Genomic DNA, 26,600 nt, shown 5'->3' with positions numbered 1-26,600 from the left:
CGAGTCTACTTGATTGCCATGTGCCAACATGCCGACGCATGGTTGGAAGAAGCAAGAAAAGCGAACCTTCCTTCACTGGACGAATGGTTTGCAAGCCAATTAGCTGCATAGTCACAGGCCTTTTCCATATTTTTTAAAAACCCGATATTGTCGGGTTATTTGGCATGCCCATTTTTTGAAAATGGCTTTCCAAGGTTAACAAAATAGGCGATTTTTGACCCATTCACCCCTTGTCCAGACTCGGATTCATCTCTCTAATTCCGAGCTACTATTGGAGAGGCTTTTTTGCGCACAGACGCATCTCTAATTTTCTTTTCTCACGAGCAGCGAGCAGCACTCCACATGAAACGTATGCGGGAACATATCCACCGGCTGCACCTCTTGCGTCTCATAGCCCCGATCCTCCAGAAAGCGCAAATCGCGGGCCAGCGTGCTGGGGTTGCAGCTTACGTAGACCACTCGCTGCGGTTGCATGTCGACGATCGTTTGCAGCAACTTCTCATCACACCCCTTGCGCGGTGGATCCACCACTACCACATCGGCACGCAGCCCCCGTTCTGCGTACAGCTGCGGAATCACCTGCTCCGCTTCTCCCGCCAGGAACTCTGCGTTCATGATACCGTTGAGCTCGGCGTTCCGCTGCGCATCCTCGATCGCTTCCTCCACCACTTCCACCCCGATGACCCGCTTCGCTCGTCTCGCCAGGAACAGCGAAATCGTACCGATCCCGCAATACGCGTCAACCACCGTTTCGCGTCCCGTCAACTGCGCATACTCCAACGCCTTGTCGTACAGCACCTGGGTCTGGATCGGATTCACCTGGAAGAACGATCGGGCCGAGATGAAAAATCGGACATCGCCGATCCGATCCTCGATCCCATCCTTTCCCCACAGTGTGATCGTATGCGGCCCAAAAATCACATTCGTGACAGCGGTATTCACATTTTGCACGATCGACACCACGTGCGGGATTTCATTCCGCAGGCGGCGGATCAACTCGTCCACCCGCGGAATGTTGCGGCCGTTGGTCACCAGCACCACCATCGTCTCCCCGGTGGCATACCCGACCCGCGCCACGATATGGCGAACAAGTCCCTTATGCCCTGTCTCGTCATATGGCGGGATCCCGAGGTCGGCCAGCGCCCGCTTGACTGTGTTGACGATCTCGTCACTGTAAGGATGTTGGATCGGACACCCTTCCATATCGATGATCTCATGCGTTCCCGGCGCGTAAAAGCCGGCTACAATTTTGCCGTTCACAAGCCCCACCGGCACCTGCGATTTGTTGCGATACCGCCACGGCTCGTCCATGCCGAGCGTCGGGTGCACCGTCACGTCCTCCAGCTTGCCGATTCTTGTTAACGCATCGACCACGGTCTGCCGTTTGTGAGCGAGCTGCGCTTCGTACGTCATGTGCTGCAGATGGCAGCCCCCACACCGGTGATAGAGCGGACAGGGCGGTTCCGTCCGCTGTTCAGACTGCCGCACAATCTCGATCAGCTTCGCAAACCCATAGTTCTTGTTCACCTTCGTCACTTTCGCTTTGACCCGTTCCCCGGCAATCGCGCCCGGCACAAAAAGGGTATAGTCCCGATACCGTCCGACCCCTTCCCCCTGGTGCCCCTGGCCGGTCATGTCGAGTTCGATCAGTTGATTTTTCTGAACCGGAACATTCGCCATCAGTTTTGCCATTGATCGTCCCTTGCCTTCTCCAAAATTCGGTTGGCCGCCCGATGCGCCTCCTCCCGCCACTCCCCGATCCTGACAAGCAGCATCGCATCTCCGCCGCCCCGTACAATATCGCTTTGCTCGATTTCAAAAATCGCATCAGCCGCCCCCCGCCCCAAATGAGCAATCGCGCGCACATCGGAGCGAACCGATGCATCCGCCTGCTCAGCGATTCTCTCCACAAGCCGCAGCACTTTCACCAGCCCCGATGCGATTTTGGCAGGCGCCGCGACCCGCTTGCGGATACACACGGGATCTTCTTCCTCCCGGATGATGCTCGCCGCATCCTGTACGTCTTGGTCGGCAAAACGAAGCAGTCGTTCGGTCCACTCCCGGAACTCGTCCGCCATCCCTCGCCACTCCTCAGACATACCCGGCACCGAATGGTGTTCCGAAACGCGCGCCACCAATTCCGCCAGACTCGCAAGCATAGCCCCCACCACGCCGATCACCGCACCGCCGCTCGGACTCAGGATGGCAGGCCGCGCCACTTCCTTGCAAAAATCAGCCAGTGGATACTCCACATAACGCTTGTCCATGTGAACCATCTCCATCCGCACAGCCCCTTCGCTTCCCTAGTATACACCAAACGGATCCCGTTCTCCCGTAGTCTCCCGCCAACATGCAGAAGGATGGGATTCCCCATCCTTGTTTCTGCTTTCTTATGTAGTTCCCCCGATTTCCTTGACCGCTATCATTCGTACAGGTTTGGCAGTGTATGCTCCCGCTACCTGATCCTCTCTCAACACACCCTGCTTGACAAGCTGTTTGATGTTGGCGTTGTTCGGATTGGAAACGAACAGACGCCACTCGTCGCTTGGCAGTAACGGATACACCTTGCCCAGATCGAACGAGCCGCGATCCTGCTCATACACTTTCAACCGGTAGGCGCCAAATGTCTGCTCGACCGGTTCCGGAAACTTGTCCAACAGGATCCGCCGCATCTTTTCCAGTTCCGCCTCGATCGATTTTTTCAATTGATCCAGCTCATAATATCTGGCCAGAAAATCCTGCATGTCGATCCCCCCGACTGCACCAGCAACGGCCGGCGGCGTGCTTGCGTAAGGAACGCATCGCAGTCGAGGAGATCCGACTGTCCCGACACCGGCGGCCGCCATTGATTCCGTCATCTGTTCTGTAAAGATATGTATGTCGGAGGGAGGCGATTCTAGAACTAGACCAGCACCTGCAAATGGTGTTTCAACACGCGAAATTCCTTCGGCAGCAACCCGCCGTATTCCCCGTCGAGATTCAAATCGACATGCTCGTTCGACGACACTTTCAGCCAGTCGGCCTGAAAATACAGCACACGCTCGTTGTGGACATGATCTCCCCGCAGCGCCTGCGTCGCCAGGCGAATCACATCCGGAATCTTCGTATGCTTGACGATAATCACGTCAAACAGTCCGTCGTCCAATTTTGCTTCCGGGGCCAGCTTCTCGAATCCGCCCACCCGATGCGAGTTGCAGATCAGGCAGAGCATCGCCTTGCCGCTGAATCCGAAATTGGTCGCCTCCACTTCCAGGGGGATCGGCCGCAGTTGTGGGATTTTTTCCAACCCTTTCATGTAATAGGCGAGCTGGCCGAGAGCGGTCTTCATTTTGCTGGGTACTTCGTAGGTGATTTCCGTTATGCGGCCGCAACCGGCAATATTCACAAAAAAATGGTCGTTCGCCTGCCCGACATCGAGCGGCCGAACCTGGAGCTTTGCCAGCTGTTTGGCGGCTTCCACCAAATCGCGCGGCAGCCCCAACGCCCGCGCCAGATCATTGCTGGTGCCTGCTGGCAAAATGCCCAGCACCGGCCGTACAGCGACAGACGCCAAACCGTTCACCACTTCGTTGACCGTGCCGTCACCGCCTGCCGCGATCACATAGTCAAAGCGTTCTTCGGCCGCCTTGACGGCCGCGTGCAGCGCGTCGTCAGCCCCCTTCGTCATATGGCAGGATGTTTCCAGCCCCGCCGCCTCCAGGATATCAAGGATTTCCGGCAGGTGCTGCCGCATCGTTTCTTTGCCGGATGTCGGATTGTAGATCAGCCGGGCCCTCCGCCGCATCTTGGCACCCCCCCATCGATCGCTTGGAGATGACTTTTTCTCGGATCCGCTGCGTGCATCACGTCACTTTCGTGGGAATAGAATCGGGCCCCACCCACGGTGAGACCCAAGGAATCGAGCAGCCACAACGGACGCCGGTGGCAACGCGCGGGAATCCCTTACCGAATTCGCTCCAAAATCAGTTTGTTGACGATCTGCGGGTTGGCTTTTCCTTTCGTTGCTTTCATCACTTGCCCGACCAATGCCCCCAGCGCCCGCTCTTTGCCCGCTTTGTAATCGGCGACGGACTGCGGGTTGTTGGCGATCACTTCTTCCACGATCTTCGCCAGCTCTCCCTCATCGGAGATTTGGACAAGCCCTTTTTCCTGGATCACCGTTTCCGGATCGGCACCGGTGGCAAACATCTCTTCAAACACAGTCTTCGCGATCTTGGTGGAGATGGTCCCTTTGTCGATCAGGCCGATCAGCTTGCCGAGGGCGGCCGGTTTAATTTTCGAATCGGTGATGTCAAGGTCCGCCTCGTTCAGATGGCCCAGCAGTTCACCCATGATCCAGTTGGATGCGGCTTTCGCGTTGTCCGTATGTTTCATCGTTTCCTCAAAGAAATCGGAGATCGCCTTCGACGAGGTCAACACGCCTGCATCGTAGGCAGGCAGCCCCAGTTGTTCCACATAGCGCGCCTTCCGTTGATCCGGCAGTTCCGGGATCGTGTCCCGAATTCTCTTCACCCAATCCTGGCTGATGTTCAACTTGACCAGGTCAGGTTCCGGGAAGTACCGGTAATCGTGCGCTTCCTCTTTCGTCCGCATAACGATCGTCTCGTTTTTTACATCGTCCCAGCGCAGCGTTTGCTGCACAATCATGCCGCCTTCGCTCAATACTTTTGCCTGGCGGGCTTGTTCGTATTCGAGCGCGCGTTGCACGTTGCGGAACGAGTTCATGTTCTTCAGTTCCGTTTTCGTGCCGAACTCTTTTTGCCCGACCGGCCGCAGCGAAATATTCGCGTCGCAGCGCAGCGAACCTTCTTCCATCTTCACGTCGGAGATGTCGCAGTATTGCATGATCGCTTTCAGTTTTTCCAGGTAGGCCCGCGCTTCTTCCGGACTGCGAATGTCGGGCTCCGAGACGATTTCGATCAGCGGCACGCCGACCCGGTTGAAATCGACCAGCGTATGGGTGCCGTCGGCGGCGTGGGTCGATTTTCCCGCATCTTCCTCGAGGTGGACACGGGTGATCCCGATCCGCTTCGTTTCGCCGCCCACTTCGATTTCGATCCAGCCGCGCTGGCCGATCGGTTGATCGTATTGCGAGATCTGGTACGCTTTCGGCAGATCCGGGTAGAAATAGTTTTTGCGGTCGAATTTGCTGATCTCCGCAATCTCGCAGTTCAACGCGAGTGCCGCCTTGATCGCCAGTTCCAATGCCCCGCGATTCAACACCGGCAATACGCCGGGATGCCCCAGGCAGATCGGGCACACGTTGGTGTTCGGCGGCGCCCCGAAATGGGTGGAGCAGCCGCAGAAAATTTTCGATTGTGTCTTCAACTCGACGTGCACTTCAAGACCGATGACCGTTTCAAATTGCGTGGCGGTCGCTGTTGTCATGCCCGTACACCCCCAACCAACGCAGGACGCAAGTTCAGATTTGCCTGTTGCTCATACGCGTGTGCCACTTTCAGTACAGTCGACTCGTCAAACGCCTTGCCGATAATTTGCAAGCCGACCGGCATTCCCTGCGCCAGTCCGCACGGTACGGAGATGCCCGGCAGTCCGGCCAGATTGACAGGAATCGTGAAAATGTCGTTCAGATACATCGTCATCGGGTCGTTCACCTTCTCGCCCGCCTTGAACGCGACAGTCGGGGCGGTCGGGGACACAACGACGTCAAACTTCTCAAACACCTTGTCAAAATCTTGCTTGATCAAAGTGCGCACTTTTTGCGCCCGCAGATAGTACGCGTCATAGTAGCCGGAAGACAGGGCGTAGGTACCGAGCATGATGCGGCGCTTGACTTCCGGCCCGAATCCTTGCGCACGCGTTTTCTTGTACATGTCAATCAGGTTTTCCGCATCTTCCGCGCGGACGCCGTAACGCACTCCGTCGTAGCGCGCCAGGTTGGAGGACGCTTCCGCCGGGGCGATCAGATAGTAACAAGCAATCGCATATTTAGTATGCGGCAGCGTCACCTCTTCCACGGTTGCCCCTTGCGACTCCAGCAGCTTGATTGCCTCTTTTACGCGTTCCGCCACTTCCGGGTCGAGCCCTTCCGCAAAATATTCCTTCGGCATCGCAATCCGCAAACCTTTGATGTCGCCGGTCAACGCGGACAGGTAGTCGGGAATCTCGACGTTCGCAGAGGTCGAATCAAGCTTGTCATAGCCGGCGATCGCCTGCAGCACGATCGCGGTGTCTTCCACATTGCGTGCAAACGGCCCGATCTGATCCAACGAGGAAGCGAACGCCACGAGTCCAAAGCGGGAGACCAACCCATAGGTCGGTTTCATGCCCACCACACCGCAGTAGGAAGCAGGCTGGCGGATCGAGCCCCCCGTATCAGAGCCGAGCGAGAAAGGCACTTGCCCGGCCGCCACGGTAGCCGCGGAGCCGCCGGAGGAGCCGCCCGGGACGCGGTCGGGATCCCACGGATTTTTCGTCGGGAAAAATGCGGAGTTCTCGTTGGAGGAACCCATCGCAAATTCGTCCATGTTCGTTTTGCCGACCAGCACATACTCCTGTTCTTCCAGTTTCTTCACGGCTGTTGCCGTATACGGCGGTATGTAATTGGCCAAAATCCGGCTGGCGCACGTCGTCTTGACGCCTTCGGTACACATGTTGTCCTTGATTGCGCCGGGAATGCCGTATAACAGCGGAAGTTCGCCTTCCGGCAGCTTGTCCAGTTTTTTCGCGTGCTCGATCGCCTGTTCGGCGGTCACCGTCAGGTATGCTTTGATCTGTTCGTCCGTCTCCTCGATCCGCCGGATCGCCGCTTCCGCCAGCTCCGACGGCTTGATTTCCTTGCGGCGGATTTTCGTATGCAACTCGCGGATCGATGCGTCCAGGATGCTCATCGTTATCCCTCCATCACGGCCGGCACGCGGAACTGTCCGGCATCCTTGTCCGGCGCGTTCGCCAGCGCCTGTTCATTCGTCAGCCAAACGCGTGACTCGTCTTCCCGCATCACGTTTTCCATCGGCAGCACGTGGCTGGTCGGTTCGACATCTTGCAGGTCCAGCTTCTGCAATTCTTCCGCATGCTGGAGGATTTTGTTCAACTGTTCGGTAAATTGTTCCATCTCGTTATCGCTCAGTGCAAGCCGCGCCAGATTCGCGACATGCGCCACATCTTTCGTTGTAATGGACATCTCCCACACCTCCACACGTCAAACCATTTCCTGATTATAGCATAAAAAAGACCCCGCCGCCAGTTTCGGGGTCTACATCCATTTTTCCGCCCAGTCCTGAATTGCTTGCACGACCTTTTGCAGGTCCTTGCCCTTTTCGGTCAATTCGTATTCGACCCTCACCGGTGTCTCAGGATAAACATGCCGTGCCACGATACCGGCAGCTTCGAGTTCTTTCAGCCGTTCGGTCAGCATTTTATCGCTCATTTCGGGTACAATTTCTTTGATGTCGCGAAACCGGCTGGGTCCGCCCAGGAGCACCCGAATCAGCAGACCGGTCCAGCGCTTGCCGAGAATTTCGATGGCTGCTTCATACTTCGGGCACATCGTAGTGTAATCCATCCTGCGACACCCCCTTTCTGTTTGTAATAATAAACCCTTGACAATCGGAAGTCGACATCTTTATTATACTGTAACAAAGTAAGTAACATCAATTTTTATAATAACGACAGAAAGAGGTGAATGCGATGATCCGCATCATTCGCTCCGACGAACGCTATCTGGCGGAACATGGGTGGCTGACCAGCCGTTTTAGTTTTTCCTTCGCCGAATATTATGATCCGAAGAACATCCGATTCGGTCCGATGCGCGTGCTGAACGACGACATCATCCAGCCCGACTCCGGCTTTGGCATGCACCCGCATTCCGAAATGGAAATCGTCACGTATATGATCAGCGGCGAACTGCTGCATCAGGACAGCGCCGGCAACCGGGAAGTGCTGCGGGCCGGCGAGTTGCAGCGGATGTCGGCAGGAACCGGCATCTACCATTCCGAGACAAATCCGTCTGCCGAGCAGCCGGCCCACCTGCTGCAAATGTGGTTTTTGCCCGACACGCCCCGGCTGACTCCTTCCTACGAACAGAAAGGATTTCCGCGCGAAGCGAAAATCAACAAACTGCTGCCCGTTGTCTCGAACCGCAACTATGACGGCAATCTGCACATTCATCAGGATATGACGATCTATCTGTCGATTTTGGAAGCAGGCAGGCAGATCGCTTATCAAACGGAGGCCGGCCGCCGCACCCATCTGTTCGTGATCGACGGCCAACTGACCTTAAACGGCAAGGAAAAAATGGATCCCGGCGACGCCGCCCGCATCGAAGGCGAGACCGAGCTGGCATTGGCTGCCGACTCCGGCGCCGAATTCATGCTGATCGACCTGCCGTGACCGGCACTGCCGATCTCTGCAAAATCACGCTTGCCCACAACAGATTCTACATTTGTTCAGCCCCTTGTTCATAAGGTTTGATCAACCCGTACAAAGTGCGCACAGTCGGCACCTCGACTCCCGCCTGCCGGGCGAGCCGCACCGCGGCTCCCTGCAGGCTTTCCACTTCCAGCGGCAATCCCTTGCGGAAATCCTGATGCATCGACGAAGTGGAGCCCTCCGGCAGCCGGTACATATTGTCCATCACCTTCTCAACAAACCGTTCCGGCAGCTGTACTCCGTGCGCTAGCGCCAATCCCCACATTTCCGTTAACGTCGAACGGAACACTTCCCGCGTCGCTTCATGCATCAACACCACGTTGATCGGCAGCCGGCTCGCCGTCGTGACACCGGAAAACGCCGTAATAAACGCATATTTGCTCCACATGTCGCTGCGGACATTTTCGCTCAACTCGATTTGCATATTCGCGCCAGCGGCCACTTCCATCAACCGCCGGCAAAACGATTCCTGCTCCGGGTGCAAAGCACCGAATACGATGTGATGCATCTGATTCGTATGCAAAATCCGGCCATCCCGATCCAGCGTCGAGATGATCTGGCAAATGCCTCCCAGCACCGCCTGTTCGCCAAACTCCCGCTGCAGAATCGCAAAGTGCTCGACGCCGTTTAAGAGCGGCAAAATTTTCGCACCCTTTTCCAGTAAGGGGCGGATTGACTCGATCGCCTGCGGCAAATGATAATTTTTCACAGCCAGAATCACCAGATCGCACGCCTCGATTTGCTCTGCAGCAAGCGCCAGTTTGGGAGTCAACCGGGCGCTGCCGAACGGGCTTTCGATGACCAATCCGACTTGTTTGAGCTGCTCCGCCCTTTTTTCGCGGACGAGAAACGTTACATCCAGCCCCGCTTCTTGCAACCGTCCGCCAAAATACCCGCCGACCGCACCTGCACCCACGACTGTTACATTCATACCTGCCATCCTCTCCGTTTCAAAAAATGGTAGTATGGTACGCCAACCAATCCCGATGAACCAAACAACGATCAATTCTCATTATCCCTGAACTCGCGAAAAAAGTGGAGGGAAAAATGGAACGTGTGGCCATGCCGGTGTCATCGCATATGTCGTCATTTCCCGGGAAGTATCGACACCGTATGGGAAAATCAGGCGCAACAGCCGTCATATCGGGGAAAAAGCGGATCAGACCTCTCAGCCGGGAAATTGTCAAACGTCAGACCTGTCAAAATCGCCGCCAGCCTTGCGGAGAGCAAACCGATTTGTCGCACGGTGTCGAGGATTTTCGTTTGTTGAGAGGAAAGGGGCAGGAGAAATCAGGAAAAGGATACGAGTGATCATACGACTTGGCGGTAGCCTCCGTCTCTCTCAATCTGACGCCCGATGACTCCTCGAAACGGGCCAGACTGCACAGGAACGGAGGCGCGATCGGCAACCGGGAATCCGATCAAAGAACCGCCAGCGTCACTCCGAGCCGGCCACCACTTGCCCTGTCCAGCCCAACATGCCGCCCTGCAGATTGAACAGCTTGTCAAATCCGTGCTGCCGGAGCAATTGGCAAGCCATCACGCTGCGGCGGCCGCTGCGGCAGATCACAAGATACGGCTTTTCTTTGTCCAATTCAGCCAGCCGCCCCTCCAGTTCGCCGAGCGGAATCAGCACCGCCCCAGGAACATGGCCGTCCCGGTATTCTTCCGGCTGTCGCACATCGAGAATCACCAATTGCCCGTTCCCCTTTATAAAATCGGGTGCCTGCTCACCTGTCACATTGATGTATCCGCGTTCATCCATCCGTTTCAGCCTCCTGCAACAAAATCAGGGGCGACAGCCCCTTTGTCATTATAAGGGGCATCCGTCCGTTTTGCCAGCGGCGAGTACGCTTCCGCCGCGCTCTGTTGAGGAATTGCCATCCGCAACCGGTGAATTTTTCGGCAAAGTGTGCGATAATGAAGGATATTTGATGTTCAATCCGATTGATGGAGAGGAGTTTTTTCAGTGAATAAACTTCTTTTGCCGATAACACTCGCTTTCGCGCTGGCCGGCTGCTCGCAAGCCGCGACGCCCGGCAACGGGCATGAAACCGGTCACTCGGTGGAAGCGCATGGGGATATTCAGGAGAAAACTGCTTCCGTCGAACAGCTTCCGTCCTTTCTGAAAAGCATGCCGGAACAAACGCAGCAAATTTATACGCTGGCTGCGAAAAACAGCGCATTATTGCAGAACATCCCTTGTTATTGCGGTTGCGGCGACTCGGTGGGACATAAGAGCAACGCCGACTGTTTCGTGAAGGAAGTCAAGCCGGATGGCATCGTCTGGGATTCGCACGGCAGCAAATGCGGCGTTTGCATGGCAATCGCGATGGAATCGGTGAAACTGCAGTCCGAAGGCAAATCTCCGAAAGAAATCCGCTCCTACATCGACTCCAAGTACGGAGCGGCAGGCGCCAAGCCGACACCGACACCGATGCCGAACTGATTGATCGAAAAATGAGCTCCCGCGCAGGAAGCTCATTTTTCATTTTCGCAGCATGTCGTATTTTACCGGTTCACCAACACCACGATGATTGACGCCAGCGAGAAGCAGATCCCCAGCAGGTAGAGGAACGCCACCGCTTGAATCTGGGTCATGCCGGAACGCATCAACTGGTGGAATGTATGGGCTTTGTCCGCTTTGTGCAGGGGCCGGTTTTCCTTCAGCCGGCGAATGGTGACATAGAAGAAGTCAAAAATCGGCACGCCAAGCGCCAGTACGGGAACTGCCACCGATACGAGCGTCGCCGCCTTGAACGCCCCTTCGACAGCGATCGCCGCCAGCGTGAATCCGAGGAACGTAGCCCCGGAATCGCCCATAAAAATCCGCGCCGGATGGAAATTGTGCCGCAAAAACGCAAGCGAGATGGCGATCAGTGTGGTGGCAAACATCGCGCTGTCCGTTTGCCCCTTGAGGATCGAAATAAACAACAGCGTGGTCGCCGAGATGGCCGCGATACCGCCGGCCAATCCATCGACTCCGTCAAGAAAGTTAAACATGTTGGTAATGCCGACCACCCAGAGGATCGTTCCGATCACCGACAGCCAATAATCGAATTGATAATAGCCTGCACCGCCGCCAAACGGGATGGTGATTCCCTCGATCCGAATCCCGAAATAAATCAGGATCGAAGCGGCCAGCAGCTGCCCGATAAACTTCGGCAAGGCGGGAAAATCCTTGCCCCTCGTTTTCGCATAATCATCGACCAATCCGATGACAAAAATCACCAAGGCGCCCAACGCCAGCCCTATGTACTCGCGGTCAACCTCGCCCATCAGCATGGTTGTGACAAAAAACCCGACGAACATTGCGGCCCCGCCCAGAAGCGGAATCGGATCCCGGTGGATTTTCCTTTGATTGGGAATGTCAACAAACCCTGTGCGCAAGGCAATGGCGCGCATCACGGGAACCAACGCATAGACGATGAAAAAGGCAAGAGTAAACGTCAACACGTGCTGCATCGAAGCCTGGCCTCCTACGTCGGTCTGATAATCCCTACCATTATATCAAACAACCCGCGGGGATTGAAGTAGTTATATTTTCAATATGCCCAACATATGCTCTACCATCCAAAGCCTTGTTTCCATGAGGAGGTGAGATCATGAGCGCCGGCGTGATTGTTGGAATCATTACCATCCCTGTTATTTTTTTCCTTGGCAGATACTCCGCCCGCTACAAATTCGTTCGCGTACGTCCCCGTTACCGTCAAAACGTCCGTGAATTCATCAGAGGCAAGTGATGTTTGCCGAGTTCCTGCCAGGAAGTCGGCTTCGAACCTGCCGTGGCATTGATGCGCGCTTCACTTGACACTTCCGCTTTTTGTTTCCTACAATGACAGGGAAACAAAGGGGGAGTGCAGGATGGATGCGGACAAGTTCCTCCGGCAGCTGAAGGAACAAGGGTTCAAACTGACCGGAAAAAGGCGTGCAATCGTCGAAATTTTGCTCGAACAAAACCGTTATATATCGGCCAAGGAACTGATGGAGAAACTGAAAGCAGTCTATCCTCACATCTCGGTCGATACGGTGTACCGCAACCTGAATCTGTTGAAAGAAGAGAAAATCATCGAGGAGTCGGAGTTTGGCGAAGGCGGGTCACGCTTCCGCATCCGCTGCTCGACTGATCACCATCATCACCTGGTGTGCCTCGCCTGCGGCCGCACGCAAACGCTGCATGAATGCCCGATGGATCTGATGCGATATGTGCCGGAAGACTTTCAGGTTGTCAGACACCGGTTTGAACTGCTCGGATACTGCCCCGATTGCAAAACAGCTGCTCCACACTAGGGGCGGCTTATTTATTCCCCGATGGCGGCTAATTCCGGGTCCCCGCCGAAGTAATCGGAATTGTCTACGAAGCTTTTCGTCACTCCGGTGGGGTTACAGATATGCCTCCAGCTTCTGCCGCTTTAATTCCTGGATCAGATCCTTGATATGCTGCGAACGGTACTTGGAGCACACCAGCGTAATATCTTCCGTATCCACGATGATCATATTTTCGATGCCGAGGGTGGCGATCAGTTTGCCGCCGACGCTGTGAATGATGCAGTCATGCGTATCCAGATTGATCACATTCCCCTGGATCACATTGTCATACATGTCCCGCTCGGAAATTTTGTCCAGGGCTCCCCAACTGCCCACATCGTTCCAGCCAAAATCGCAAGGAATCATATGGATGTTGTCCGCTTTTTCCATCACCCCGTAATCGATCGAAATCGCCGGCAACCGAGGATAGACCTGTTCGATCACAGCTGTTTCTTCCCGGCTGCCCAGCGCCGGCCGAATCGTTTCCAATCCTTTGTGCAAATCGGGCAGAAAGCGGGCGATCATCCGTTCGATCGTATCCGTATGCCACAAAAACATACCGCTGTTCCAGTAGTAATTCGGCTGCCGGATGAAAAACTCGGCTGTTTCGCGGTTTGGCTTTTCCAGAAACCGTTCCACCTTGTACCCAGAGAAAATCCGATCTTCCGTCCGCATTGACACCTGCATGTAGCCGTAGCCGGTTTCCGGGTACGCCGGTTTGATCCCCAGTGTGACGATCCCTCGCGTCGCCCGCAGTACAAGTCTCCCCTCCTGAATGCTGTCGACAAATGCCTGTTCATCGTCCACGTAGTGATCGGCCGGAACGATCAGCAACTCGCTGTTTGGGTCACGGACGGCAACCTTGCAGGCGGCCAGTCCGATGCAGGCGGCTGTGTCGCGTCCGACCGGCTCCAGAAAAATATTTTCTTCCGGCAGTTCCGGCAATTGCAATTTCACGATATTTCGGTAACTGACGTTCGTTACGATATAAATGCGGTCAAGCGGCGCCAGTTTCCTTAGGCGGTCGACCGTCATCTGCAGCATCGAGCGGTTTCCCGCAATCGTCAGAAATTGCTTGGGCCATTGTGATCGGCTGAGCGGCCAGAACCGCTCCCCCTTGCCGCCCGCCATCACGATCACGTTAAATTCTGACATGTCTCAGTGCCTCCCGCCATGTCCAGATGCTGTTCATGCCAAAGTTCCAGCCGGTTGCCACCGCGATCCCGATCGCGTTCGCGAGCAATGGATTGAGACCGAAACGGGAATGCAGCAGATATAAAGTCAACAAATTGATGCCGATGCCGACCGTTGAAATTAAAACGTATTTCAGATAGCGGATGAACGCGTAGCCCTGCTTGTCCCCCGGCCAGGTGAACGTATCGTGCAGCATAAAATTGGACGTCATCGCGACCAGCGCCGAACAAAATCCCGCCCATAGCGCGCTGAATCCGGCGATCGCATACAGAAAATCAAACACAAGCAAGTTGACCAGGACGCCGGACAGACCGACCAGCAGAAACAGGAAAAGCCGGCGGTCCTCCGGGCTGCTGACGACCAGACGGTAGACGTGCCGCAGGTAGTTCCATTGTTCCCGCAGGCTCATCTTCGATTTGTTGCCGAACCGTTCACAAAATTGGTATGGTATTTCCACCACGTTCGTATAGTGTCCCTTCACCAGAATTTCCATCAAAATTTTCCAGCCGATCGGATTCCAGTCGATTCCCCGCAGAACGTGGCGGCGAAGCATAAAAAAGCCGCTCATCGGATCGGACACTTTGCGCACCCGCTGCAGGGCCAACTGACTCACCAGCCGGGCCGTCTTGGCGATGATTTTCCGGTGCCAACGCAGTCCCTGATCCCCGCACCCGTTTAAAAAGCGGCTGGGCAGAACAAGATCGGCCCCCCGCTGGATATGTGCTAACATTTCGGTCAAAAGTTCCGGCGGATGCTGCAAATCGGCATCCATCACCGCCAAAATTTCCCCTTTCGCCGCCTGAAACCCGAGGATCACCGCCGTCGCCAATCCCCTCTCCCGATCACGGTGGATAGATCGAAATTCCGGATATTGCCTGCTGACCGCTTCCAGCACAGCCGGCGTATCATCCGTGCTGTCATCGACAAAAATCACTTCGTACGACTCACCGTGGAGCACACCTCGAATCCGCTGCGTCAGAACCGGAATGTTAGCTTTTTCGTTGTAAGTGGGTATGATGATACTGATCATCGGTGCCTCCTGTGTACCTGACTATGGGGTGAAGAGATGACCGAGCGAAAAGCCCGGCTTTATACATTTGCGCTTTTTTTTCTGCATAAATGCATCGTGCTTGGGGCGAGTTTCGTTTTTGTCCGAAAATATGTTTCGCTCCCCGACACGACCGCGTATGTAAAGTATGCCCTGCTGGACAATTTTGTCCGCTGGGACGCTTTGTGGTATATCCGGATCGCCCATGAAGGGTACGGTTGGCAGCAACCGGCCGCTTTTTTCCCGCTGTACCCGTATCTGATGCGCGGTTTGCACGATGCGTTCGGCATGTCTTATCGGCTCGCCGGACTGCTGGTTGCGAACATCGCTTTTTTGTTCGCGTTATACTTACTAGTGCGTCTTCTGTCCCTGGATTATTCGCGAATCGTGGTGATTCGGACAGTCATGCTCCTGATCGTGTTTCCGGCGTCGTTTTACTTTACGGCCGTGTACACAGAATCTTTGTTTCTTTTCTGGACGGTGGGGTGTTTTTATTTTCTGCGGCAACGGATGTGGGGGTGGGCGGGGGTATTCGGATTTTTCGCTTCGCTGACGCGCAATACCGGGACGCTCCTGATGCTGCCTTTTTTGTACGAGTATCTTGCCGCACGCGATTTTCAATGGCGGCGGGTGCGGGCCGATCTGTTGTGGATCACACTGCCGATTGCGGGAATCCTCTCCTACATGCTCTTGCTGTACAAAAAAATCGGTGACCCGCTGGCATTTGTGCACGCCCAACAATACTGGAGTCGGACGTTCCGTTGGCCTTGGGCGACCGTCTGGCGAGGGACCTGGGATGTACTGACAAGACCTCGGCACGGCTGGCCGCGGCTCAATCGGATCTACGAAGCGATCACCGCCTATTGGGAACTGGCGCTGACCGGTCTGTCATTCTGGCAGCAGCGGCTACGGCTCCGCTGGAGTTACAGCTTGTATATGCTGGCTGCGGTCGTTGTGCCGCTGCTCTCTCCCAGTCCGGTGAATTCCTATTTTTACAGCATTCCGCGGTTCGTGATCGTGATTTTTCCGCTGTTTATCGTTTGGGCACTACTGCTGCGGCATAAGGTGTGGCTGGCCGCGGTCATGCTGCTCTGCACCGCCGGCCAGTGGTATTTGCTCGACAAGTTCACGGGCGGGTTGTTTGTGTTCTAAAGTCCCAACGATTGCCATAATTCCGGGTTGTACTTGGGCCGCCACGAGAACAGTTCCACCCAAAAGTGAAACATCGTTAACCCCAACAATCCGTAAATCAGAGGGGAGTGAAGTTGTTCGTTCAATTTGACCAACACGACCGCCAGACATGTGTATTGGATTTCTGTGGAACCGGAGTTGGGCAAACTGTTAACGCTGCTTGACAAAATCTCGGGAGCCAGACGCATTTTGGAGATCGGGGCACTGGGCGGTTACAGCGCCATCTGCCTGGCACGCGGATTGGCCGATGACGGCAAAATCGTCTCGCTGGAACTGCAGCAGCAATACGCCGATCTCGCGTTGACCAACATGCGGCGGGCCGGCTTAGCCGACAGGGTGGAATACCGGATCGGACCAGCGTTGGATCGTTTGCAGGAGCTGTTTGATGAGGGGGAACGATTTGATTTCTTTTTGATTGATGCAGATAAGGACAATTATCCCTTATACTTGGAATGGGCCCTCCAGTTGGCAAATCCCGGGGCCATCATCACGGCTGACAACGTCTTGTGGAAAGACCGCGTGCTCGATCCGGAAAATCGGGACAAAGAGACGGAAGCAGTGCGCGAGTTCAACCGACGGTTGGCAGCTGACGAGCGGTTGGAAGCGTTGTTGCTGCCCATATGTGACGGGTTTGCGATCGCCCGCGTGAAGTGACGGAAGCGGACTCTGAAAGCAGATGAGCGGCCGCAAGCGGTCGTTTGCCATCGCCCCGTGAAGGAACGAAGGAAGGTGTTTGCGATTTCGATCTTGTTTCTGTGGGACATTGACGGGACTTTGATTCGAGCCAGAGGAGCAGGCAAGCGAGCCATGAACAAGGCGTTTGCCGAACTGTTCGGAATCCCGGACGCGTTTGATGACATCCAGATGGCAGGCGGCCTCGACCTGCATTTCATTCATTTCGCGTTTCAAAAGCATCATCTGGATACCGCCAGACTGCCCGAATTTTTGGAGCGGTATTATCGCGCGTTGGAGGAGGAACTGCGTTCCGGACATACCGAATTGCTCCCCGGCGTGAAGGAGATTTTGCAGCGGATCGACCAACAGGCCGGGCTGTATAACTGCCTGGGCACCGGCAACCTGGAAAAAGGGGCGAGAATCAAACTCGATCTGTTTGACCTCAATCGGTATTTTCCGGTCGGAGGTTTTTGCGACTCGCTGGCGGAGCGGTACCAGGTGTTACAAAATGGAGTGGAACGGGCATCCGCCTACTACAAAACCGATTTTGCACCAAGTCAGACGGTGGTTATCGGCGATACGGTAAAGGACATTGAAGCGGCGAAAAAAATGGGGGCGACAGTAATCGCTGTGGCAACCGGCGGCAATTCGTATGAAATGCTGCAGGCGGCACAGCCGGATCACCTGTTGAACGATTTAAGCGACACCGAACTGTTTTTCTCGCTGATCAAAAAGCGGTGTTTGCAACTCCCCACGGGCTGCTCCGAATGAACAACATAACAAGCAACATAACAAGTCAACAGCCCCCATCAAAAGCGACAGTTGCTGCTTGCAGCGTTTCCTCGCCCCTTTGATGGGGGTTGTCACATGAGTGAGCCCCTGGCTTGCAGTCTGTCGGCACTGCTTCCTCTGCCCGGGACGGCTTGCTCTGTTCACACTGCTGTCCGCAAGCTCGCAGCCATCCCACGTCGTTTTTAGCGCATGTTCAAATAGCCTTCCAGCCTTTGTTTTACCGCCAGCCATTCTTCCGCTATGATGCTGGAATAGACCGAGTCCCGGATATATCCGTCCGGCAAAATCCGGCAACGCCGATTGGCTGCCGTCCCCGGCCTCACCGGCTTCCTTTTGGCTGTGACCGCCTTACGCCCGCTTACGCGCCTGCTTCTGTCCGTTTACGCACCAGCTTCCTCCAGCCACGCCAGGAACGTCTCTTCATCCAGCACTTCCACCCCAAGCTGCTTCGCTTTGTCCAGCTTGGAACCGGCCTTCTCGCCCGCGATCACATAATCGGTGTTTTTCGACACGGAGCCGGTCACTTTTCCGCCGCGCTGTTCGATCAGCCGCGCCGCCTCCTTGCGGTCCATGGCAGCCAGCGTTCCGGTCAACACGAACGTCTTGCCGGCGAACGGAGAATCTTCCGCCGCCACGGCTGCCGGCCGTTGATAGGCAAAATTGACGCCCGCCTGACGAAGCTTTTCAATCACCTGCCGGGCGCTTTCCTGGGCAAAATATTCCTGGATCGAGTCGGCCATTTTCGGCCCGATCTCGGGAACCGCCAGCAGTTCCTCGACCGATGCCCGCATCAGATTGTCCAGCGTATCAAAATGATCCGCCAGCAGCTTCGCCGCTTTTTCCCCGACAAACCGGATGCCAAGACCGAAGATCAATCGTTCGAGCGAATTGTCTTTCGATTTGGCGATCGATTCGAGCAGATTTTGCGCCGATTTTTTGCCCATTCGCTCCAACGGCAGCAGGTCATCCATCGTCAGGTAGTACAAATCGGCGGGATCGCGCACCAATCCGCTGTCAAACAGCTGCTTGACGATCTGTTCGCCGAGGCCCTCGATGTTCATCGCATCGCGCGACACAAAATGGATAATCCCTTCCCGGTTATGCGCCGGGCACTGCGGGTTGATGCAGCGAACTGCCACTTCCCCCTGCAACCGTACCAATTCCGCCCCGCACTCCGGGCAGTGGGTTGGCATCGAGAACGGTTTTTCCGCACCCGTCCGTTTTTCGGTTACGACACGCACGATCTCCGGAATGATGTCACCCGCTTTCTGTACCACCACCGTGTCACCGATCATCACGCCCAACTGGCGAATGATATCCTCGTTGTGCAAAGTGGCGCGGGAAACTGTGGTTCCGGCCAAGCGAACCGGCTCGAGCACTGCGGTGGGCGTCACAACACCGGTCCGCCCCACGTTGACGGTGATCTCGCGCAAGACAGTTTCCGCCTGTTCCGCCGCAAATTTGTAGGCGATCGCCCAGCGGGGGCTTTTCGCAGTCGTGCCGAGTCGCGGATACAGATGAGTCTGGTTGACTTTGATCACGATTCCGTCGATTTCGTAAGGGAGGGCCGCCCTCCGCTCGCCTGTCCACGATTCAACAAACGCAATCACCGCATCGATGTCGGGCAGCACGCGGCGCTCCGGATTCACCTTAAAGCCAAGCTGCTGCAAAAGATCCAAAGCTTCCGCATGCGTCCCGGCCGATTCCCCTTCGATCGATCCGATCCCGTAGGCAAAAATCGACAGGTTACGTTCGGCGACAATCCGCGGATCCAATTGGCGCAGCGAACCGGCCGCCGCGTTTCGCGGATTGGCAAACAGCGGTTCGCCCACTTCCGCCCGTTGCCGGTTGATTCGTTCAAATTCCCGCTTCGGCAGGTAGGCTTCGCCGCGCACCTCCATCGTCAGCGGCTTCGGCAGCGACAGCGGCAGTGCTTTGATCGTCTTCAGGTTGGCGGTGATATCTTCGCCGACCTCCCCGTCGCCCCGTGTGGCGCCGCGGACGAACCGGCCATTTTCATAAATCAGCGAAACGGCCAGGCCGTCAATTTTCAACTCGGCCACGTAATCGAACGGTTCCCCCGCCACCAGGGATTTGATGCGGCGGTCAAAATCGCGCAGATCCCCCTCGCCAAATGCATTCGCCAAAGACAGCATGGGGGTGCGGTGGCGCACCTTCGCAAACCCTTCCAGCACCTGTCCGCCGACCCGCTGTGTGGGCGAGTCGGGCGTAATCAAATCCGGAAATTCGGTTTCCAGTTCGATCAGCTCTTGCATCAGCTTGTCATATTTGGAATCGCTGATCGTCGGCTGGTCGAGAACGAAGTATTGATAATCGTGCTGTTTGATGATGGAACGCAATTCTTCGATCCTTTCGATCGCCTGTTCACGATTCATCTTTTCACCCCAAAACGTCGAGTCCTGTGAAACAAAATCAGAAAGTGGAAACAGCTGACCGTGCACCTACAGCTTTTGAATCGGAGCAAATTTGGCCAGCAGCTTCCGGGTGCCGGTCGGAGGAGCGAAGCGGACGGTCAACTCGAGGTTCTCTCCATCCCCTGACCGGTCGATAATCGTGCCTTCTCCCCAGGACTTGTGTTTCACCTTGTCGCCAATCTCCCACGAAACCGACAGATCCGCGCCAAAGCCTTGCGGAATGTGCGTTCCAATGCGGCCACCGCCAAATCCGCGTCCGCCCCCCGCAGATCCGGCCACAGCGCGATCCGGCAGCTCTGCTGCCGTGACGCGACTTGTGCCCTCTGAGTGCATCCCACGCCGCATACGCCCGAAGTTGCCGCTCTGCTCCGCTCCAGTACCTCCCTCCTCGATCAATTCCTGCGGAATCTCCTGCAAAAACCGGGATTCCGAATTGATCCGCGTCTGCCCGAACAGTGTACGGCTCCAACAAGTGGTGAGAAACAGCCTTTCCTCGGCCCGGGTGATCCCCACATAACAAAGCCGGCGCTCTTCCTCCATCTCATCCGGATCGTCGAGCGCCCGGCTGTGCGGGAAAACCCCTTCTTCCATACCGGCCAGAAACACGATGGGGAACTCCAGCCCTTTCGCGGAATGAAGCGTCATCAAAATCACCGCATCCGACGCGCCCGTCACCGAATCCACATCCGCCACCAGCGCGACCTCCGTCAGGAACGCTTGCAATCCTTCCCCCGGATAACGTTGTTCGAACTCCTGCGTGACCGACAGAAACTCGTCCAGGTTCTCCAGACGCGTCTCCGCTTCCAGCGTCTTTTCCGCCTTTAATTCCGCCCGGTAGCCGGTCATTTTCAACATCTCGTCGGTCAGTTCGGTGACCGACAGGTAGTGCTGCTGCGTAGCCAGATTTTGGATCATCAGGACAAACTCCTGAATCGTCTTGACAAATCGCGGAGCCAGCCCGATGTTCTCGACTTGCGTCATCGCCGCAAACAGCGACAGTCCGTTGGCGGCCGCATAGACGCGGATCTTTTCCAGCGTGCCGTCGCCGATGCCCCGCTTCGGAACGTTGATGATCCGGGTGAGCGACAGATCGTCGTTCGGATTGGCGATCAGCCGCAGATACGCCAGCACATCCTTGATCTCTTTGCGCTCATAAAATCGGATGCCGCCGACGATCGTATACGGAATCGACGATTTCAGCAATACGTCTTCCAACACCCGCGACTGGGCGTTCGTCCGGTACAGCACCGCGCAATCGCGGTACGTAAACCCTTCCCGCAACGCGTTCTGGATTTGCTGCACGATAAAATAAGCCTCATCATGCTCGTCCATCGCCCGGTAGAGGATGATCGGCTCCCCTTCCGGCTTGTCCGACCAGAGGTTTTTCGGTTTGCGCTGCGTGTTGTGCTCAATCACCGTATTGGCGGCAGCCAAAATCCGCTTGGTGGAGCGGTAATTTTGCTCCAGTTTGATGACCGTCGCATCCGGGTAATCCTGTTCGAAATTGAGAATGTTCCAAATGTCCGCCCCCCGCCAGCCGTAGATCGACTGATCGGAATCGCCGACCACGCACAGGTTCCGGTGTTGGCCGGCCAACAGCTTGATGAGCCTATACTGGGCGTGATTCGTATCCTGATATTCATCGACGTGGATGTAGCGGAATTTGGTTTGGTAATGCTGAAGCGTGGCAGGATCTGTCTCAAACAGCTTCACCGTCTTCATGATCAAATCGTCAAAATCAAGCGAGTTGTTGCTGCGCAGCAATTTTTCATACCGTTCGTAGACCTGAGCCGCCACCTGCTGAAACAGATCCCGCGCCCGCTTGGCAAACGCCTGCGGGCCGAGCAGCTGGTTCTTGGCGCCCGAAATATGGTTCAGGATCGCCCGCGGATCATACTTCTTCGGATCGAGATTCAGATCGGACAAGCACTGTTTGACCGCTGTTACCTGATCGGCCGCATCGAGAATGGTGAACGTCGACGCATACCCGAGTTTCTCGATTTCCCGCCGCAAAATCCGCACGCACATCGAGTGGAACGTCGACACCCACATGTCGGCCGCGATCGAACCGACCCATTTTTCCACCCGTTCGCGCATCTCACGCGCCGCCTTATTCGTGAACGTAATCGCCAAAATGGACCAGGGCGCCACCCGCCGCTCGTGAATCAAATAGGCAATCCGCCTTGTTAGCGTGCTCGTCTTGCCGGACCCGGCTCCCGCCAGGATCAGGAGCGGCCCGTCCTGATGCAACACCGCTTCCCGCTGCTGCGGGTTCAATCCTAGCAGAATCGCTTCCGAATCGCCATTTGAAATCATTTTGCCACCGCCTGTCATTGATCAAAAGCAAACATACGTTCGTATTGATTCTTTTTTCATTGTACCACGTTCTATTCAAGAAAAAAAGGCCCCTTTCCTGCAAAGCGAGACCCGGTCCAACAGCTCACCCCACCAAGTGCAAGCACTTGGCGGGGACCCCGGCGGCGTGGCGAGACTTGCACTCAGAGAGTATAAGTGGCGCTATGGCAATGAATTGCCAAGTCGCCCTATATGCCCTTTGGTGCAAGGGAACCTTTGCTATTTTCCGCGGTCGTCCGCCAGCCGGACCATCATCAGCTCGGCCGCATAGGGGCCGACCTTGGCATACCACTTTTTCAAGGAGGCGGCTGAAATCGTGTCCAACTCCCGCGGCATCGACATGTGGAACTGCACCAGAGCCGCCACCTCATGCGCAAAACCGGGGGAATACCCGATCCTTGGCAAGATACGGAGCGCCAACTGCGCCCCGACATTTTCATGGTCGTAAAAATGGCCCATCAAATCGGTTGCGATATATTTTTTCGGGATGTCGACACCGTTCACCCGATACGTTTCACCTGAATCGAGGCCGTTGCGGATGCGTTCCCCGTTCTCGATCACCACCCGGTCTTTTTTCGCATACGATGCATACGGTTCCACGAACACCCCAAGAAACTGCTTGATACCCGGGTATCCTTTGCCGATATCGTGCAGCAGCACTGCCCATACCATCTTCAAATTGGTGCCCGCCACAAACGACACGGCGTGCAGAATATGGTCGAACACGCTGTACGTGTGGTAACGGCTGTGTTGGTCAAGCCCAATCGTCCCCTTATATTCGGGAATCCAGCGCAACAAACGGCCATCCTGTTCCAATTGGCGAAAAATGCCGGCAGGATTCTCCACAAGCGCCTGCTCATGCTGCCGGAAAAATCCGGCCGCCGCCTCGTCGACCTGCACATCCTGCCGAATTTCGATCTGATCGGCCGCTTCCGCATAAGTCGGAATTTGCAACCGCCGGTCGATCCGGGAGGGGGAAAACACGATTTTCGTTGCCGCTCCGTGCTGCCGGGCCACTTTTAAAAAGGGCGCCCGCGCTTTCGCCGACCGCAGCAGTGCGTCGACAGTGACAGACTGGCCCGCGGCCAGCCGGGAGTCGACGTGCCGCAACAACGCTTCTGGATCAGGCTGCAGGTTGGAAGGACTGATCCGGATTGTTAATCTGGACATACATCACACCCCCTCATATGGTATACTAATTAGCGTCTATGATTCGCAAGAATGTCCCATTTGTTTGCTGCATAGATTGAACCAACGGGGTTAACCCTAGACCCGTAAGGAGTGATCAAATGAACATTGTGATGGCACTGCTCGCTCTCGGAATCCTGATTTTCATCCACGAGTTGGGGCATTTCTGGGCAGCTCGGGCGACAGGCGTCAAAGTCGAGGAATTTGCGGTCGGCTTCGGCCACCCGATCCTCAAATTCCGCCGTGGCGAAACGGTCTATCGTCTGAACTGGTTTCCGTTCGGCGGGTATGTGAAAATGCTTGGCGAAGACAACCCGGAGGCGGCGAACGCCCCGGACAATTTTAACAACCGGCCGCTGGCCGCCCGCATGCTGGTGATCGTCGCCGGTGTGCTGATGAACTTCCTCGGGGCGATCGTGATCCTGGCTCTGATGATCAATCTGTTCGGGTTTCCGACTAACGATATCAAAGATATCTATGTAGCCAAAGTGGCGCAAGGTTCACCGGCCGAACAGGCAGGCTTGCAGCCGAATGACCGGCTCCTGGAAATCAACGGCAAAAAGATCGTCACACAAAACGACTTCACGCGGGAAATACAGGCGAATGAAGGTCGTCCCGTGACAGTCCGGGTGCAGCGGGATACGCGTACGCTCGACTTGCAAGTGACACCCGTCCGGCAAGGGAACAACCCGCCGATGATCGGGATCGGCATCGACGGCACGCGCGTGTATCAAAAATACGGCGGTTTCTTGCAAAATACGTACTTCGCTATCCGGCACACCGGCGAAATCACGTATATGACGGTCGACGGATTCGCCAAATTGGTGACCGGCCAATTGGCATTCAAGGACATGGCAGGACCGGTGGGCATTATCCAGGTAACCGGTCAGGCGTCACAGGCAGGCCTCCCTAGCTACCTGTACATCATGGCCATGCTGTCTGTCAACCTGGCGGTCCTGAACTTGGTTCCGATCCCCGGCCTCGACGGCGGACGCCTGCTGTTCCTGATCATTGAAGGACTGCGCGGCGGCAAGCGGATTCCGCTGGAAAAAGAAGCGTCGATCAACCTGATCGGCATCCTGTTCCTGCTGGGGCTGATGGTGATCGTCACCTTCCAAGATGTGTTCAAGTTAATCTCTCAATAAAATTTTCGACAACCGGTTGACGATCATTCGACAAACAAGTATAATTTTTCACATATCCTTGTACTCATTTTGTCGTAACGATCCGTGACGGACAGCTCTGTCGTTGCGGGTCGTTTTTGTTTTGACCGCTTGTCCGCGCCGGGTTACCCGTTTACCCGCGAATTTCCCGGACCGCCCGCACTGTTTCCCGGACCGCTTCAATCCCTTTTTCATAGAGCACATTCCCCACCACGACCGTATCTACCAGGGCAGCCATCTCCGCCGCCCGCTCGGCTGAGTGAACGCCGCCACCGTAGACAAGATGCAGGCTGGTGGCTTGCCGTACCTGGCCAACCCATTGCGGATCGCCGTAAGCTCCGCTGTACTCAAGGTACAAGGTTTGCATTCCGAAAATCCGCTCCGCCGCAACCGCATAAGCGGCCAACTGTTGTGGGCTTTCCGGCACCAGAGCCCCAGTCAGTCTCGCGACCGCCGCGTGCGGGTTCAAAACAATATATCCTTCCGGTACAACCCGTTCCCACGGAATCAGCGGTCCGTACCGTTCGATCGCGCTTGTGTGGCGGCCAATCAGCCACTCGGTGGCGCCAGCGTTCAACACGACGGGGATGCCGTACCCATCGGCATCCGGCAGAATCGACGATTGGCTGGAAATCTCCTGCCACACCGGCAAATTCGGCGCTTGTACACGGAGCCGGCGCAGGAGATCGGCCGATTTTTCAAACGTGATGCCTTGCGTACCGCCAATCAAAACGGCATCTGTGCCGATCCGCCCCAATTCCCGCAAATCCGAGTTACCAATCGGCCGGTCTGGATCGAGTTTGACTACGTGCCGCCAGTTTCGCCAGGGATGCGGTTGTCCGCTCATTTATTCAGCCGGTCCAAAATCAGATTGTATCCGTCCGTACCATAGTTGAGGCAGCGCTTCACACGGCTGATGGTGGCTGTGCTGGCGCCGGTTTCCGCTTCAATCTGGCTGTAGGTGTGCCCTTTCCGCAGCATGCGGGCGACTTCCAAACGCTGTGCAAGCGATTGGATTTCGTTGACCGTCGCCAGATCATCGAAAAATTGGTAGCACTCTTCCATCGTTTGCAACGCCAAAACCGCTTCGAACAACTGCTCCAGTGTTTTATCGCCACGAAGTTTATCGAGCTGCATCTCGGCCCCTCCCAATAATCCCTTTCAATCTTAAATGCGTTACAATTGTATCACGCCATAGCATAGCAAGAAAAGCGCACCTATCCGCCGATAAATTCGAGGAAAAGGGTTACTAATCCTCTTTTGTTTCCATACTATGGATAGGAAATATGCGGGGGAGGCTTGTGTTATGAAGGGAGCCGTTCTGCGGTATTTAATGGGAGTGGCAACGGTGACGTTGTTGTGCTCGTTTGTGATCCTGGCCAATGTGGTGACCGGATGGACGATTTTGCTGATCCGTTCCTTAAACCGCTCGATCGTTTTCGGTGCGAGCCGTATGGTTCCCTCCCGATTCGGCAGAAAGCTGAATCCAAGAAACTTCCGCCTCCATGGGCGGTCTACCGCGCTACCCGCGCCATCAGGATGTCATGATTCACCCGGTCAAAAAACTTTTCCTGGTCCATGTCGACCACCCAGCGGTATCCTTCCTGGATGAAGCGTTGGGCTTGCCGCACGGCATCGTGCGCCCGCTTGCCCGGTCGGAATCCGTAGCTGTACTGTAAGAATCCTCCATCGAAGATGTGGGTCATCACTTGTAGAAGGGCTTGCTGGAGGAAGCGGTCCATTACGGTCGGGATTCCTAAGAGCCTCACCCCGCCTCCGGGTTTGGGGATTTCCACCCGTCTGACCGGCTTCGGTTCATACGTTCCCGTCAGGAGTTGGTGTTTCACCGTTCCCCAATGT

The 26,600-nt window shown here is 55.7% G+C and carries 27 protein-coding genes and 1 pseudogene; 8 read left to right on the top strand and 20 right to left on the bottom strand.

The window, feature by feature from the left end:
- Positions 1-303: 303 nt before the first annotated feature.
- The 8 genes from rlmD to C230_RS0104300 all read right to left on the bottom strand — a co-directional run bounded on the left by rlmD (position 304) and on the right by C230_RS0104300 (position 7,525).
- Entirely contained in the window at positions 304-1,692 is a 1,389-nt protein-coding gene (rlmD, locus tag C230_RS0104335; RefSeq protein WP_018130814.1) for a 23S rRNA (uracil(1939)-C(5))-methyltransferase RlmD, read from the bottom strand.
- Entirely contained in the window at positions 1,680-2,282 is a 603-nt protein-coding gene (locus C230_RS0104330) for a cyclodeaminase/cyclohydrolase family protein (protein ID WP_018130813.1), read from the bottom strand. The genes rlmD and C230_RS0104330 overlap by 13 nt, the downstream gene beginning before the upstream one ends.
- Positions 2,283-2,390: 108 nt before the next feature.
- On the bottom strand, positions 2,391-2,744 hold the full coding sequence (locus C230_RS0104325) for a hypothetical protein (protein WP_018130812.1): 354 nt from the start codon (positions 2,742-2,744) through the stop codon (positions 2,391-2,393).
- Between the two features lie 158 nt (positions 2,745-2,902).
- Positions 2,903-3,784 (bottom strand): diacylglycerol kinase, encoded by an 882-nt coding sequence (locus C230_RS0104320; protein WP_018130811.1) that lies wholly within the window; start codon positions 3,782-3,784, stop codon positions 2,903-2,905.
- A gap of 158 nt (positions 3,785-3,942) precedes the next feature.
- Entirely contained in the window at positions 3,943-5,388 is a 1,446-nt protein-coding gene (gatB, locus tag C230_RS0104315; protein ID WP_018130810.1) for an Asp-tRNA(Asn)/Glu-tRNA(Gln) amidotransferase subunit GatB, read from the bottom strand.
- On the bottom strand, positions 5,385-6,851 hold the full coding sequence (gene gatA / locus C230_RS0104310; protein WP_018130809.1) for an Asp-tRNA(Asn)/Glu-tRNA(Gln) amidotransferase subunit GatA: 1,467 nt from the start codon (positions 6,849-6,851) through the stop codon (positions 5,385-5,387). The genes gatB and gatA overlap by 4 nt, the downstream gene beginning before the upstream one ends.
- Before the next feature lie 2 nt (positions 6,852-6,853).
- Positions 6,854-7,144 carry an Asp-tRNA(Asn)/Glu-tRNA(Gln) amidotransferase subunit GatC gene (gene gatC, locus C230_RS0104305; protein WP_018130808.1) on the bottom strand — a complete coding sequence of 97 codons (291 nt, stop codon included), beginning with the start codon at positions 7,142-7,144 and terminating at the stop codon, positions 6,854-6,856.
- Positions 7,145-7,216: 72 nt separating this feature from the next.
- A complete protein-coding gene (locus C230_RS0104300; RefSeq protein ID WP_018130807.1) occupies positions 7,217-7,525 on the bottom strand; it encodes a winged helix-turn-helix transcriptional regulator in 309 nt (102 codons plus the stop codon).
- 125 nt (positions 7,526-7,650) lie between these two features.
- Here C230_RS0104300 and C230_RS0104295 point away from each other — a divergent pair, with 125 nt between their 5' ends.
- Complete coding sequence (locus C230_RS0104295; protein ID WP_018130806.1) at positions 7,651-8,352, top strand: pirin family protein; 702 nt, start codon at positions 7,651-7,653, stop codon at positions 8,350-8,352.
- 46 nt (positions 8,353-8,398) lie between these two features.
- Here C230_RS0104295 and C230_RS0104290 read toward each other — a convergent pair whose 3' ends face one another.
- A complete protein-coding gene (locus C230_RS0104290) occupies positions 8,399-9,322 on the bottom strand; it encodes a ketopantoate reductase family protein (protein ID WP_018130805.1) in 924 nt (307 codons plus the stop codon).
- A gap of 507 nt (positions 9,323-9,829) precedes the next feature.
- A complete protein-coding gene (locus C230_RS19420; RefSeq protein ID WP_018130803.1) occupies positions 9,830-10,156 on the bottom strand; it encodes a rhodanese-like domain-containing protein in 327 nt (108 codons plus the stop codon).
- 204 nt (positions 10,157-10,360) lie between these two features.
- Here C230_RS19420 and C230_RS0104270 point away from each other — a divergent pair, with 204 nt between their 5' ends.
- Complete coding sequence (locus C230_RS0104270) at positions 10,361-10,840, top strand: PCYCGC motif-containing (lipo)protein (RefSeq protein ID WP_018130801.1); 480 nt, start codon at positions 10,361-10,363, stop codon at positions 10,838-10,840.
- Positions 10,841-10,902: 62 nt separating this feature from the next.
- On the opposite strand, the gene C230_RS0104265 is transcribed toward C230_RS0104270, so the two are convergent.
- Positions 10,903-11,856, bottom strand: a complete 954-nt coding sequence (locus C230_RS0104265) for an MraY family glycosyltransferase (protein WP_018130800.1) — start codon at positions 11,854-11,856, stop codon at positions 10,903-10,905.
- Positions 11,857-11,996: 140 nt separating this feature from the next.
- Between C230_RS0104265 and C230_RS22355 the strand changes: the two genes are divergently transcribed.
- Together C230_RS22355 and C230_RS0104255 are read left to right on the top strand one after the other, a co-directional pair.
- Positions 11,997-12,134, top strand: a complete 138-nt coding sequence (locus C230_RS22355; RefSeq protein ID WP_018130799.1) for a hypothetical protein — start codon at positions 11,997-11,999, stop codon at positions 12,132-12,134.
- A gap of 121 nt (positions 12,135-12,255) precedes the next feature.
- Positions 12,256-12,681, top strand: coding sequence for a Fur family transcriptional regulator (locus C230_RS0104255; protein WP_018130798.1), 426 nt, complete (start codon positions 12,256-12,258; stop codon positions 12,679-12,681).
- Positions 12,682-12,774: 93 nt separating this feature from the next.
- Here the strand turns inward: C230_RS0104255 and C230_RS0104250 are convergent, their stop codons facing one another.
- Positions 12,775-13,854, bottom strand: a complete 1,080-nt coding sequence (locus tag C230_RS0104250) for a mannose-1-phosphate guanylyltransferase (RefSeq protein ID WP_018130797.1) — start codon at positions 13,852-13,854, stop codon at positions 12,775-12,777.
- Entirely contained in the window at positions 13,841-14,923 is a 1,083-nt protein-coding gene (locus tag C230_RS0104245) for a glycosyltransferase (protein ID WP_018130796.1), read from the bottom strand. Before C230_RS0104245 ends, C230_RS0104250 begins: the two co-directional genes overlap by 14 nt.
- Before the next feature lie 36 nt (positions 14,924-14,959).
- On the opposite strand from C230_RS0104245, the gene C230_RS21215 reads away from it, so the two are divergent.
- The 3 genes from C230_RS21215 (at position 14,960) to C230_RS0104230 (ending at position 17,578) form a co-directional block, all read left to right on the top strand.
- Positions 14,960-16,093 (top strand): mannosyltransferase family protein, encoded by a 1,134-nt coding sequence (locus C230_RS21215; protein ID WP_018130795.1) that lies wholly within the window; start codon positions 14,960-14,962, stop codon positions 16,091-16,093.
- 126 nt (positions 16,094-16,219) lie between these two features.
- A complete protein-coding gene (locus C230_RS0104235; RefSeq protein ID WP_018130794.1) occupies positions 16,220-16,786 on the top strand; it encodes an O-methyltransferase in 567 nt (188 codons plus the stop codon).
- Positions 16,787-16,861: 75 nt separating this feature from the next.
- A complete protein-coding gene (locus tag C230_RS0104230) occupies positions 16,862-17,578 on the top strand; it encodes an HAD family hydrolase (protein WP_018130793.1) in 717 nt (238 codons plus the stop codon).
- A 203-nt stretch (positions 17,579-17,781) separates the two neighbouring features.
- On the opposite strand, the gene C230_RS22350 is transcribed toward C230_RS0104230, so the two are convergent.
- From C230_RS22350 to C230_RS0104210, 4 genes are all read right to left on the bottom strand, one after another.
- Complete coding sequence (locus C230_RS22350) at positions 17,782-17,922, bottom strand: hypothetical protein (RefSeq protein ID WP_018130792.1); 141 nt, start codon at positions 17,920-17,922, stop codon at positions 17,782-17,784.
- A gap of 57 nt (positions 17,923-17,979) precedes the next feature.
- Positions 17,980-19,995 (bottom strand): NAD-dependent DNA ligase LigA, encoded by a 2,016-nt coding sequence (gene ligA, locus C230_RS0104220; RefSeq protein ID WP_018130791.1) that lies wholly within the window; start codon positions 19,993-19,995, stop codon positions 17,980-17,982.
- 66 nt (positions 19,996-20,061) lie between these two features.
- Complete coding sequence (gene pcrA, locus C230_RS0104215) at positions 20,062-22,350, bottom strand: DNA helicase PcrA (RefSeq protein ID WP_018130790.1); 2,289 nt, start codon at positions 22,348-22,350, stop codon at positions 20,062-20,064.
- 258 nt (positions 22,351-22,608) lie between these two features.
- Positions 22,609-23,559 (bottom strand): ATP-binding protein, encoded by a 951-nt coding sequence (locus C230_RS0104210; RefSeq protein WP_018130789.1) that lies wholly within the window; start codon positions 23,557-23,559, stop codon positions 22,609-22,611.
- 119 nt (positions 23,560-23,678) lie between these two features.
- On the opposite strand from C230_RS0104210, the gene rseP reads away from it, so the two are divergent.
- Entirely contained in the window at positions 23,679-24,722 is a 1,044-nt protein-coding gene (gene rseP, locus C230_RS0104205) for an RIP metalloprotease RseP (protein ID WP_018130788.1), read from the top strand.
- 151 nt (positions 24,723-24,873) lie between these two features.
- Here rseP and C230_RS0104200 read toward each other — a convergent pair whose 3' ends face one another.
- The 3 genes and pseudogenes from C230_RS0104200 to C230_RS19410 form a co-directional block, all read right to left on the bottom strand.
- Positions 24,874-25,587 (bottom strand): geranylgeranylglyceryl/heptaprenylglyceryl phosphate synthase, encoded by a 714-nt coding sequence (locus C230_RS0104200; protein WP_018130787.1) that lies wholly within the window; start codon positions 25,585-25,587, stop codon positions 24,874-24,876.
- Complete coding sequence (locus tag C230_RS0104195) at positions 25,584-25,877, bottom strand: YerC/YecD family TrpR-related protein (protein WP_018130786.1); 294 nt, start codon at positions 25,875-25,877, stop codon at positions 25,584-25,586. The genes C230_RS0104200 and C230_RS0104195 overlap by 4 nt, the downstream gene beginning before the upstream one ends.
- 380 nt (positions 25,878-26,257) lie before the next feature.
- A pseudogene (locus C230_RS19410) lies at positions 26,258-26,600 on the bottom strand (reverse transcriptase domain-containing protein); the annotation flags it as partial.

Origin of the sequence: Effusibacillus pohliae DSM 22757 (genome assembly GCF_000376225.1) — a bacterium.
GTDB lineage: Bacteria > Bacillota > Bacilli > Tumebacillales > Effusibacillaceae > Effusibacillus > Effusibacillus pohliae.
Note: the sequence above shows the minus strand (reverse complement) of the source record. Positions and strands in the feature narration are given on the sequence as shown.

Bases quoted from the DNA above. Each gene is read 5' to 3' on its own strand.
- rlmD (WP_018130814.1), bottom strand. From the start codon at position 1,692: ATGGCAAAACTGATGGCGAATGTTCCGGTTCAGAAAAATCAACTGATC.
- C230_RS0104330 (WP_018130813.1), bottom strand. From the start codon at position 2,282: ATGGAGATGGTTCACATGGACAAGCGTTATGTGGAGTATCCACTGGCT.
- C230_RS0104325 (WP_018130812.1), bottom strand. From the start codon at position 2,744: ATGCAGGATTTTCTGGCCAGATATTATGAGCTGGATCAATTGAAAAAA.
- C230_RS0104320 (WP_018130811.1), bottom strand. From the start codon at position 3,784: ATGCGGCGGAGGGCCCGGCTGATCTACAATCCGACATCCGGCAAAGAA.
- gatB (WP_018130810.1), bottom strand. From the start codon at position 5,388: ATGACAACAGCGACCGCCACGCAATTTGAAACGGTCATCGGTCTTGAA.
- gatA (WP_018130809.1), bottom strand. From the start codon at position 6,851: ATGAGCATCCTGGACGCATCGATCCGCGAGTTGCATACGAAAATCCGC.
- gatC (WP_018130808.1), bottom strand. From the start codon at position 7,144: ATGTCCATTACAACGAAAGATGTGGCGCATGTCGCGAATCTGGCGCGG.
- C230_RS0104300 (WP_018130807.1), bottom strand. From the start codon at position 7,525: ATGGATTACACTACGATGTGCCCGAAGTATGAAGCAGCCATCGAAATT.
- C230_RS0104295 (WP_018130806.1), top strand. From the start codon at position 7,651: ATGATCCGCATCATTCGCTCCGACGAACGCTATCTGGCGGAACATGGG.
- C230_RS0104290 (WP_018130805.1), bottom strand. From the start codon at position 9,322: ATGAATGTAACAGTCGTGGGTGCAGGTGCGGTCGGCGGGTATTTTGGC.
- C230_RS19420 (WP_018130803.1), bottom strand. From the start codon at position 10,156: ATGGATGAACGCGGATACATCAATGTGACAGGTGAGCAGGCACCCGAT.
- C230_RS0104265 (WP_018130800.1), bottom strand. From the start codon at position 11,856: ATGCAGCACGTGTTGACGTTTACTCTTGCCTTTTTCATCGTCTATGCG.
- C230_RS22355 (WP_018130799.1), top strand. From the start codon at position 11,997: ATGAGCGCCGGCGTGATTGTTGGAATCATTACCATCCCTGTTATTTTT.
- C230_RS0104255 (WP_018130798.1), top strand. From the start codon at position 12,256: ATGGATGCGGACAAGTTCCTCCGGCAGCTGAAGGAACAAGGGTTCAAA.
- C230_RS0104250 (WP_018130797.1), bottom strand. From the start codon at position 13,854: ATGTCAGAATTTAACGTGATCGTGATGGCGGGCGGCAAGGGGGAGCGG.
- C230_RS0104245 (WP_018130796.1), bottom strand. From the start codon at position 14,923: ATGATCAGTATCATCATACCCACTTACAACGAAAAAGCTAACATTCCG.
- C230_RS21215 (WP_018130795.1), top strand. From the start codon at position 14,960: ATGACCGAGCGAAAAGCCCGGCTTTATACATTTGCGCTTTTTTTTCTG.
- ligA (WP_018130791.1), bottom strand. From the start codon at position 19,995: ATGAATCGTGAACAGGCGATCGAAAGGATCGAAGAATTGCGTTCCATC.
- pcrA (WP_018130790.1), bottom strand. From the start codon at position 22,350: ATGATTTCAAATGGCGATTCGGAAGCGATTCTGCTAGGATTGAACCCG.
- C230_RS0104210 (WP_018130789.1), bottom strand. From the start codon at position 23,559: ATGTCCAGATTAACAATCCGGATCAGTCCTTCCAACCTGCAGCCTGAT.
- rseP (WP_018130788.1), top strand. From the start codon at position 23,679: ATGAACATTGTGATGGCACTGCTCGCTCTCGGAATCCTGATTTTCATC.
- C230_RS0104200 (WP_018130787.1), bottom strand. From the start codon at position 25,587: ATGAGCGGACAACCGCATCCCTGGCGAAACTGGCGGCACGTAGTCAAA.
- C230_RS0104195 (WP_018130786.1), bottom strand. From the start codon at position 25,877: ATGCAGCTCGATAAACTTCGTGGCGATAAAACACTGGAGCAGTTGTTC.